At 73.3% G+C, this 9,008-nt stretch carries 9 protein-coding genes; 7 read left to right on the top strand and 2 right to left on the bottom strand.

Features of this window, described 5'->3' with window-relative positions; translation table 11 throughout:
- Positions 1-143 precede the first annotated feature (143 nt).
- Positions 144-944, bottom strand: a complete 801-nt coding sequence (locus tag ACFVGY_RS30005) for a hypothetical protein (RefSeq protein WP_385683066.1) — start codon at positions 942-944, stop codon at positions 144-146.
- Positions 945-1,112: 168 nt separating this feature from the next.
- On the opposite strand from ACFVGY_RS30005, the gene ACFVGY_RS30000 reads away from it, so the two are divergent.
- The 7 genes from ACFVGY_RS30000 to ACFVGY_RS29970 all read left to right on the top strand — a co-directional run bounded on the left by ACFVGY_RS30000 (position 1,113) and on the right by ACFVGY_RS29970 (position 7,731).
- On the top strand, positions 1,113-1,727 hold the full coding sequence (locus ACFVGY_RS30000) for a phosphatase PAP2 family protein (RefSeq protein WP_385683060.1): 615 nt from the start codon (positions 1,113-1,115) through the stop codon (positions 1,725-1,727).
- Positions 1,728-1,750: 23 nt separating this feature from the next.
- Entirely contained in the window at positions 1,751-2,713 is a 963-nt protein-coding gene (locus ACFVGY_RS29995; RefSeq protein ID WP_385683057.1) for an A/G-specific adenine glycosylase, read from the top strand.
- Positions 2,714-2,888: 175 nt separating this feature from the next.
- The gene (locus ACFVGY_RS29990; RefSeq protein ID WP_360640013.1) at positions 2,889-3,461 is read left to right on the top strand and encodes a SigE family RNA polymerase sigma factor; all 573 of its coding nucleotides are present in this window, start codon (positions 2,889-2,891) and stop codon (positions 3,459-3,461) included.
- Positions 3,462-3,499: 38 nt separating this feature from the next.
- The gene (locus ACFVGY_RS29985; RefSeq protein WP_385683054.1) at positions 3,500-4,135 is read left to right on the top strand and encodes a hypothetical protein; all 636 of its coding nucleotides are present in this window, start codon (positions 3,500-3,502) and stop codon (positions 4,133-4,135) included.
- Positions 4,136-4,209: 74 nt separating this feature from the next.
- Complete coding sequence (gene cseB / locus ACFVGY_RS29980) at positions 4,210-4,917, top strand: two-component system response regulator CseB (RefSeq protein WP_385683051.1); 708 nt, start codon at positions 4,210-4,212, stop codon at positions 4,915-4,917.
- Positions 4,914-6,224 (top strand): two-component system sensor histidine kinase CseC, encoded by a 1,311-nt coding sequence (gene cseC, locus ACFVGY_RS29975; RefSeq protein ID WP_385683048.1) that lies wholly within the window; start codon positions 4,914-4,916, stop codon positions 6,222-6,224. Before cseB ends, cseC begins: the two co-directional genes overlap by 4 nt.
- A gap of 124 nt (positions 6,225-6,348) precedes the next feature.
- Positions 6,349-7,731, top strand: coding sequence for a LamG-like jellyroll fold domain-containing protein (locus ACFVGY_RS29970; RefSeq protein WP_385683045.1), 1,383 nt, complete (start codon positions 6,349-6,351; stop codon positions 7,729-7,731).
- Positions 7,732-7,818: 87 nt separating this feature from the next.
- Here the strand turns inward: ACFVGY_RS29970 and ACFVGY_RS29965 are convergent, their stop codons facing one another.
- Positions 7,819-8,406 (bottom strand): M23 family metallopeptidase, encoded by a 588-nt coding sequence (locus tag ACFVGY_RS29965; protein ID WP_385683042.1) that lies wholly within the window; start codon positions 8,404-8,406, stop codon positions 7,819-7,821.
- Between the last annotated feature and the right edge of the window lie 602 nt (positions 8,407-9,008).

The raw sequence follows: 9,008 nt of genomic DNA, 5'->3' as shown, positions 1-9,008 counted from the left end.
CGGGGGGGCGCGGGCGGGGGGGCGCGGGGGGGGGGGCGGGGGGGGGGTGGGGGGGGCGGGGGGGGGGGGGGGCCCGCCCGCCGCCCCCCCCCCACCCCGTTCGCTTCCGGCTCGTCGGCGGGGTCCTCGGGTCCTCGGGCGTCCTACTCCTGCTTGAGGACGAAGGAGGTGCGGGCCACGGGCAGGCCCGGGAACTTGGCCTCGACCACGTAGGTGTCGGGGACGGCGCTGCCCGCCGGGGGCGTCTGGCACTGGTCGGCGGCGCTGAACTTGCGGTCCCACTCGACGGTCTGCTTGGTCTCGCCCTGCGCCGGTACGCGGTAGAAGGCGCTGCCGGGGCCGGCGGGGCAGTCGCCCGAGGACCAGACGGCCTTGCTGGAGCTCGCCTGAAGGATGGTCAGCACGACCTGCTTCGGACCGAGGTCGGCCTTGCAGGTCGAACCGGTGATGTTGCGGGCGATCAGTTCGAGACGGGGCTTCTCGCCCGCCTCGTACTCGTTCTTGACGCTCTTGACCTCCCACTGCAGGGAGCTCGACGAGCAGGTGGGCAGAGGCGAGTCCGCCGGGACGGCCGCCGCGCCACCGGTGCCGCCGCCGTTCGCTCCGGAGCCGGCGCCGCCGGCCCCGGGCGCCGTCGAACCGGAGCCCGCGCCGCCGCCCGAACCGGAACCGGCGCCCGGGTCACCGTTCTTGCCCGTGCCGCCGCCCGACTCGGTACGTCCGCCCGGTGCCTGACTGATCGCCGGACCGGACCCCGACGGTCCCGGCGTGATCGAGGTGACGGGGTCGGGGCCCTCCTGGCCCTTGCCGTTCGTGCTCGACGTGCCTCCTGCGGAACTGACGGCCCATACGGCGAGGAGTGCGAGGAGCGCGACAACGGACGCCAGCACGGCCCTCCGTCGCCAGTAGATGGAGGAGGGGAGCGGCCCGACCGGATTGCGCATAGATCCCACGGACGGAACTTTACGAGAGTCCGGGGCCCGATCCGTGCCCCACATGCCGCGCAGCCGGCAGGTTTTGCCGATGATCGGCCTGCGGCGGACCGCCGACCGAAACGAATCGGCCAGGGCCCGTGCGGAGGCATCTCCCCTGGTTGAGTACGGTCGGTGACCATGGACACTTCCGACCTCTATCGCGACGTCACCGATTCCGCCCACTCCGCACCCGGTTGGGTGCAGTCGGCCTTCGAGGTGTGGACCGAATACGGACTGCTGTTGTTCGGCGTCCTGTTCATATCCGTGTGGTGGCGTGCCCGCGGACAGCGCAGCCCGCGGGCGATGGCGCTCGCCGTTCTCGCCCCGCTCGCCACCGCCGTGGCGTACGTGGCCTCCGAGAGCGTGAAGCTGGTCGTGACGGAGGAACGTCCCTGCAGGGCGGTGGCCCGTGCCGCCGCCTCGCTCGCGGAGTGCCCCGCCCCGGGCGACTGGTCCTTCCCGAGCAACCATTCCGCGATCGCGGGTGCGGCCGCCGTGGCGCTGGCCCTCGCCCTGCGCCGGCTGGTGCTGCTGACGGTGCCGATGGCCCTGCTGATGGCGTACTCGCGGGTGTTCGTCGGCGTGCACTACCCGCACGACGTGGCCGTGGGCGTGGTCGGCGGCGGCATCGTCGCCGCCGTCTTCGTCCTCGCGCTGACCGGTCCGATCAGTAGGATCGCGGCCGCCATGCGGACCAGCGGCAACCCGGCCGCCCTGTGGTTCACCGGTCCGGGCTCCGCGCGACGGCGGTGAAACGTGCCAGGATGCCGTATGTCATGACTGCATCCCGGACAACCTCCTCCCCCGCCGAGACCGCGGCCGCCGGGACCCCGGCCGCCGAAGCCGCGGAGGCGGCCCACGCACTGCACTCCCCGGTCATCGCCTGGTTCGACGAACACGCCCGCGACCTGCCCTGGCGCCGCCCCGAGGCCGGCCCCTGGGGGGTCATGGTCAGCGAGTTCATGCTCCAGCAGACCCCCGTCAGCCGGGTCCTGCCCGTGTACGAACAGTGGCTGGCCCGCTGGCCCCGACCCGCCGACCTGGCGGCCGAGGCCCCCGGCGAGGCCGTACGGGCCTGGGGACGGCTCGGCTACCCGCGCCGCGCCCTGCGGCTGCACGGCGCGGCCGTGGCGATAACGGAGCGGCACGGGGGCGACGTACCCCGCGAGCACGCGCAGCTGCTGGCGCTGCCCGGCATCGGCGAGTACACGGCGGCCGCGGTGGCCTCCTTCGCGTACGGGCAGCGGCACGCCGTGCTCGACACCAACGTGCGCCGGGTCTTCGCCCGCACCACGACCGGCGTCGAGTACCCGCCGAACGCCACCACCGCCGCCGAGCGGCGCCTGGCCCGGGCCCTGCTGCCCGGGGACGAGGAGACCGCGGCCCGCTGGGCGGCGGCCTCCATGGAGCTCGGCGCGCTGGTGTGCACGGCGAAGAACCCGGACTGCGCCCGCTGCCCGGTGGCCGGGCTGTGCGCGTGGCGGCTCGCCGGGAAGCCGGCGCACGACGGGCCGCCGCGGCGCGGGCAGACGTACGCGGGGACGGACCGGCAGGTCCGCGGCAAGCTGCTGGCCGTGCTGCGGGAGGCGGTCGGCCCGGTTCCGCAGAGCGTGCTCGACACCGTGTGGAACGAGCCCGTACAGCGGGCCCGTGCCCTGGACGGGCTGGTCTCCGACGGGCTGGTCGAACCGCTCGCCGGGGCGATGTACCGGCTGCCGCAACACCGCGCCGCAAACTGACTGATCCATTCCGTTTGTTGCGGGGAAACCCCAGCTCACAGCCGTTGTTACACAACCTATGGGTGTCCGTGCGCCCACCGCAGGCTGGCCCGCACAGGCTCGTGACAACGCCTCCGTACCGTCGTCTGTCGTTGGGCAGCGGATGAGCGGTTGCACGGAACGGAGGCGGTCAGAGATGGCGCACGGCGAGGTACTCGGGTTCGAGGAGTACGTCCGCACTCGGCAGGACGCGTTGCTGCGCAGCGCCCGGCGCCTCGTCCCGGACCCCACCGACGCCCAGGACCTCCTGCAGACCGCCCTGGTGCGCACCTACGGCCGCTGGGACGGCATCGCCGACAAGGCCCTGGCCGACGCCTACCTGCGCCGCGTCATGATCAACACCCGTACGGAGTGGTGGCGCGCCCGCAAGCTCGAAGAGGTCCCCACCGAGCAGCTCCCGGACGCCTCCGTCGAGGACGGCACCGAGCAGCGCGCCGACCGGGCCCTGCTGATGGACATCCTCAAGGTGCTCGCCCCCAAGCAGCGCAGCGTGGTCGTCCTGCGGCACTGGGAGCAGATGAGCACCGAGGAGACGGCTGCCGCACTCGGCATGTCTACCGGTACCGTGAAGAGCACCCTGCACCGCGCACTGGCCCGCCTCCGGCAGGAACTGGAGAGCCGGGACCTGGACATGCGCGCGCTGGAGCGCGGTGAACACCGCGGGGACCACACCATCCGGTACGAGGGGCGTGAGCGGTGCGCGGCCTGAATGGCCAAAGCCTGAGCGGTAGAAGTCCGCTGGTATTGATGTCGGCGGGGACGGTCGTCCTCGTCGGCACCGTGCTGTTCGCAGCCGGTTGCTCCACGACCGGGACCGGGCTGCGCGACGGCGGGCCAGCCCGCACCGAGACGGTGGCCAAGAGCGGGGCGCCCGCCTCCCCGAGCGAAACCGCCCCGAGCCAGCCGACCCCCTCGGGCAAGCCGGCGCGGAAGATCGACCCGATCGCACTGCTGAAGGCGGACCCGCGGGTGAGTCCCGAGGTCAAGCGGGACCTCAAGCCGTGCACGGGCAAGGAGTACCCGGTCGACGTGAGCTACGGGAAGGTCACCGGCGGCTCCGTCACCGACGTCGTGATCAACGTGCTGTCCTGCGCGGATGCGCTGGGGCGGGGCTCGTACGTGTACCGGGCCGAGGGCGGCACGTACGAGAATGTGTTCTCGGACGAGCAGCCGCCCGTCTACGCGGAGATCGACCGGGGTGACCTGGTGGTCACCAAGCCCGTCTACGGCAAGAGCGACACGCTCGCCTACCCGTCGGGCGAGGACGTGATCACGTACCGGTGGAACGGCGAGAAGTTCACCGAGCAGGACCGCGTCCACACCGACTACAGCAACATCGACGGCGGGGGCCAGCCCGCGCCGGCGATCAGCCAGAAGAACTGACCGACCGGCACCACCGGCACCACCGGCACCACCCCAGACCCGAAGAAGCGAAGGAACCGAGGCGAGGCTTGCGCATGGCCGAGACCCATGTCCTGTTCGTGGAGGACGACGACGTCATCCGCGAGGCCACCACCCTGGCGCTGGAACGCGACGGGTTCACGGTCACGGCCATGCCCGACGGCCTATCCGGCCTGGAGTCCTTCCGGGCCAACCGGCCCGACATCGCCCTGCTCGACGTGATGGTGCCCGGTATGGACGGCGTGAGCCTGTGCCGCCGCATCCGCGACGAGTCCACCGTCCCGGTGATCATGCTGTCGGCGCGCGCCGACTCCATCGACGTGGTCCTCGGCCTGGAGGCGGGCGCCGACGACTACGTCACCAAGCCCTTCGACGGGGCCGTCCTCGTCGCCCGGATCCGCGCGGTGCTGCGCCGCTTCGGCCACGCCGGCGGCGCGAACGGCGCCGGGGCAGGCGGCGAGGACGGATCCGCCGAGCGCGGCCTGCTGGCCTTCGGCGACCTGGAGGTCGACACCGAAGGCATGGAGGTGCGCAGGGCCGGCGCCCCCGTGGCGCTCACCCCGACCGAGATGCGCCTGCTGCTGGAGTTCTCCTCCGCGCCGGGCACCGTTCTCTCCCGCGACCGCCTGCTGGAGCGGGTCTGGGACTACGACTGGGGCGGTGACACCCGCGTCGTGGACGTCCACGTGCAGCGGCTGCGCACCAAGATCGGGCAGGACCGCATCGAAACGGTCCGCGGCTTCGGATACAAGCTCAAGGGATGAGACGCTTCACCTTCCGCACGGGGATCCGCTGGAAGATCGCCACCGCCATCGCCGCCGTCGCCGCGCTCGTCGTGGTCGCGCTGAGCCTGGTCGTGCACAGCGGTGCCCGCGCATCGATGCTGAACAGCGCCCGCGAGGTCCAGCTCGACCGGGTGCAGTTCATCTCCCGCAACGCCGAGGCCCGGAACAAACCGCCCATGGGCGCGAAGATCAACGACCCCGACCTCCCCGCCGAGCTGCGGGAGAAGGCCCGATCGGGGCGGCGCGGCACCTACATCCAGGAATCCCCCAAGGGGCCGGAGGTCTGGGCCGCGGTACCGATGGGCAACGGGGCGGTGCTGTCCCTGCACACCACGTTCAAGGAGAGCGCCAAACTGGTCCGCGACCTGGACCAGGCCCTCGTCGTCGGGTCGCTGACCGCCGTCGTCGCCGGCGCGGCCCTCGGCGTGCTCATCGGCGGCCAGATCTCCAGCAGGCTGCGCAAGGCCGCGGCCGCAGCGCAGCGCGTGGCGCACGGGGATCCGGACGTACGGGTCCGGGACGCGGTCGGCGGTGTCGTACGGGACGAGACCGACGACCTCGCGCGGGCCGTCGACGCCATGGCGGACGCGCTCCAGCAGCGGCTGGAGGCCGAGCGACGGGTGACCGCGGACATCGCGCACGAACTGCGGACCCCCGTGACGGGCCTGCTCACCGCGGCGGAGCTGCTGCCTCCGGGCAGGCCGACGGAGCTGGTGCGCGACCGCGCCCAGGCGATGCGGGCGCTGGTCGAGGACGTGCTGGAGGTGGCCCGGCTGGACGGCGCGTCGGAGCGGGCCGAGCTCCAGGACGTGGCGCTGGGCGAGTTCGTCAGCCGCCGGGTGACCGCGCTGATGCCGGAGGCGACGGTCCGGGTGGTCGCGGACGAGATCGTCAGCACCGACCCGCGGCGGCTGGAGCGGATCCTGGGCAACCTGCTGGCGAACGCCGCCCGCTACGGGCAGCCGCCCGTCCAGGTCGACATCGAGGGCCGGGTCGTCCGGGTCCGGGACCACGGGCCGGGCTTCCCCGAGGCACTGCTGCGGGAGGGGCCGAGCCGGTTCCGGACCGGGTCGACGGACCGGGCCGGGGTGGGCCACGGACTGGGCCTGACCATCGCCGAAGGCCAGGCTCGGGTGCTGGGGGCCCGGCTGACCTTCCGCAACGTGGCCGCGCCGGGCGGCGCGGACCGCGAGGGGGCGGCGGCGGGCGCGGTGGCCGTGCTGTGGCTGCCGGAGCACGCGCCGACGAACACGGGCAGCTTCCCGATCATCCAGCTGCCGGGCTGAGGCATCCCGCCTCCGGGTCGGGCACCCGGGGACGGACGGGACGGACAGCTGCCGGACTGGCAGGGGCATGCCGAGGAGGACCGGGTCGTTCGTACGTGCGGACCGGTGTTCTAGCATCCGTGGCATGACCGACGGTACGAATCCCCCGAGCACCCCGCAGCCCCAGCCCGCCCCGGGGAACGGCTACGGGTTCCCGCCGGTACCGCCGGCACCCGGCGGCTACGGCTATCCGGGCGGCCAGCAGGCCCCGGCCCCGGCCGGCGCCTTCGGCCCCCCGCCCGCCGTACCCGGGCCGCCGCCCACCCCCGGCCAGCCCGCGGCGCCCGGCCAGCCCGCGGCGCCCGGCAGCCAGCCCGCGGCGCCCGGCCAGCCCGGCGGCCACGGCTTCCCGCAGCAGGCGGGCGCTCCGGGGGCTCCGGGGGCTCCGGGGGCTCCGGGGGCTCCGGGGGCTCCGGGGGCGAATCCGTACCAGCCCGGTGAAGGCCCCGCACCGTTCCAGCAGAACCCCGCCGTCCCGCCCGCGCAGTGGCCGCCGGCCGGGCTGCCCGTCCAGGACACCGCGGGGCCCGGGCCGTTCCCGCCGCTGCAGTCCGAGCAGCCCGACTGGGCGGCGATGGCCGACCGCACGGCGGCCGAGCAGCGCAAGAAGAAGCTGTGGATGATCGGCGGCGGGGTGACCGTACTGGCCCTGCTCGCCGGCGGTGGAACGTTCCTGCTGATGGGCGGGGACGACGACCAGGGCGACAACAACGCCGGCGGCGGCTCCTCGACCAGCGCCTCCCCCTCCCCTTCGCCCTCCCCCACCGGCTCCAAGAGCAAGGCACCGGTCGACAACACGCCGACCGTCAAGGACGACCCCACCAAGCTCCGCGACCGCGCCGGCAAGGCGCCGCTGAAGATGGGCGCCGACGCCGGTGTCTTCCCCATCGACAAGCGGTTCGAGATCCGCACCAAGGGCAACGAGAACTCGTACGCCGAGTCCGAGAACCGGATCGTGGACACGTCCAAGAGCTTCACCGTCTCGGCCCGGGTGTGGAGCCGCTCGGCGAAGGGCCGGCAGATGGCCGTCAGCCAGGGCAACGAGAAGTCGTTCGCGTTCGAGCTGGGCGTGGACCAGGTGAACGGCAAACCGGCCTGGATCTTCCGCGTACAGACCGGCGACCAGGGCGCCGAGTCCACCGTCGTCACCGTCAGCGGCGAGAGCGCCAAGATGGAGAAGACCTTCGCCCAGCTGACCGCGACGTACGACGCCGAGCGCAAGCAGATCGCCCTCTACGTCAACGGCAAGAAGGCCGGGGAGAGCGCGGTCACCGGCGTCTTCCAGGCCCAGGGCCCGCTCCAGCTGGCCCGCTCCCGCCACGAGGACAAGTGGACCGCCGCGTGGAGCGGCGCCATGGACAGCATCCAGACCTACGACGCGCTGCTGTCGCCCGCCCAGATCGACACCCTCAAGGCCGGCCGGGTCGACGCGAAGACCAAGCCGACGGGGGCGTGGCTGCTGTACTGACACGCGAAGAACCGGCCCGCTCGGCGGGCCGGTTCTGCTGCCTGACCGGATGGTCCGGTCGTCCGGGTGGTCCGGGTGCGTCGTGCGTCAGAGGGTGACGCCGGCGGCACGCAGGAAGGCGACCGGGTTCACGGACGAGCCGTAGTTCGGGGTGGTCCGGATCTCGAAGTGCAGGTGCGGGCCGGTGGAGTTGCCGGTGTTGCCGGACAGGCCGATCTGGGCGCCCTTGGCGACCTTCTGGCCGATCTTGACCTGGATCTTCGCCAGGTGCGCGTACTGGGAGTACGTGCTGTTGCCGTGCTTGACCACGATGGCGTTGCCGTACGCCGGGCCGTCGCCGCCGCCGTTGGGGCCGGCCTTGACGACGACGCCGCCGCTGACGGCCTTGACCGGGGTGCCGACGGGGACGGCGAAGTCCTGGCCGGAGTGCTTGGCGGACCAGAGGTTGCCGCCCTTGCCGTACGTCGCGGACAGCGTGTAGGCGGCGAGCGGCTTCTGCCAAGCGCCGCCCTTGGCGGAGGCGGCCGAGGTGGAGGTCTGCGCGGCGGGCAGGGCGGCGGGGGTCTGGGCGGCGAAGGCGGCAGTGGTGCCGGCCCCGAGGGCCAGGGTCGCACCGAGGGCGGTGGCGCCGATGGCGAGGCGGGTACGACGGGTGCTGATGCGCTTCGCGGACATGTAGGAGACCTCCGGGGCCGGGGACAGGGCAGTCAGGCATTGAGCAACCCGGCACCGCGAGCGGCGGAGTGCCGGGCTTGCCCAACCTTGGTAACCCGCGTCCCCCCTCATCCCCAAACCTCCCGATTACTACCTCAGCTCGTAGGGGAGGGGGGTGTGGCGTAGCCGCTTGACCGATCTCTCCTCGGCAAATGAAGGTTAAATGTGGGGACAAATCGGATATCCGATCTACGAAAGGTCCTAGGAGGTCCGAATTGCCCTGTGCGGCTTGTCACCGCTCCAGGACCTCCGCGGCCCCTTCCGGGACCGAAGTCCTGCAACCCGCAGGCCCCCGCAGCCCACCGCCCGAACGCGAGGCGGACGACCGCCCGCCCCGCGGCCCGACCCTCCCACCGCCCCCACCGCCCCGCCGCACGGCCCGCTGCACGCCCCGCCGTACGCCCTGCCGTGCGGTCCGCTGGGCGCCAGTGGGTCGGGGCCCGCGGATGCCCGCCCCTCGGGCCCCGAGGGGCCCGTACACGCACGAGGGGCGGGGGGCGGGGCGCGCGGGGGGGGGGGGGGGGGCGCCGTGGCGCGGCGGAGCCCGACCCCCGCGGCCGGGA

Origin of the sequence: Streptomyces sp. NPDC127106 (assembly GCF_042677605.1) — a bacterium.
Taxonomy (GTDB): Bacteria; Actinomycetota; Actinomycetes; order Streptomycetales; family Streptomycetaceae; genus Streptomyces.
Note: the sequence above shows the minus strand (reverse complement) of the source record. Positions and strands in the feature narration are given on the sequence as shown.

Coding starts and splice junctions, on each gene's coding strand:
- ACFVGY_RS30005 (WP_385683066.1), bottom strand. CDS start 944: ATGCGCAATCCGGTCGGGCCGCTCCCCTCCTCCATCTACTGGCGACGG.
- ACFVGY_RS29995 (WP_385683057.1), top strand. CDS start 1,751: ATGACTGCATCCCGGACAACCTCCTCCCCCGCCGAGACCGCGGCCGCC.
- ACFVGY_RS30000 (WP_385683060.1), top strand. CDS start 1,113: ATGGACACTTCCGACCTCTATCGCGACGTCACCGATTCCGCCCACTCC.
- cseB (WP_385683051.1), top strand. CDS start 4,210: ATGGCCGAGACCCATGTCCTGTTCGTGGAGGACGACGACGTCATCCGC.
- ACFVGY_RS29970 (WP_385683045.1), top strand. CDS start 6,349: ATGACCGACGGTACGAATCCCCCGAGCACCCCGCAGCCCCAGCCCGCC.
- ACFVGY_RS29985 (WP_385683054.1), top strand. CDS start 3,500: ATGTCGGCGGGGACGGTCGTCCTCGTCGGCACCGTGCTGTTCGCAGCC.
- ACFVGY_RS29990 (WP_360640013.1), top strand. CDS start 2,889: ATGGCGCACGGCGAGGTACTCGGGTTCGAGGAGTACGTCCGCACTCGG.
- ACFVGY_RS29965 (WP_385683042.1), bottom strand. CDS start 8,406: ATGTCCGCGAAGCGCATCAGCACCCGTCGTACCCGCCTCGCCATCGGC.
- cseC (WP_385683048.1), top strand. CDS start 4,914: ATGAGACGCTTCACCTTCCGCACGGGGATCCGCTGGAAGATCGCCACC.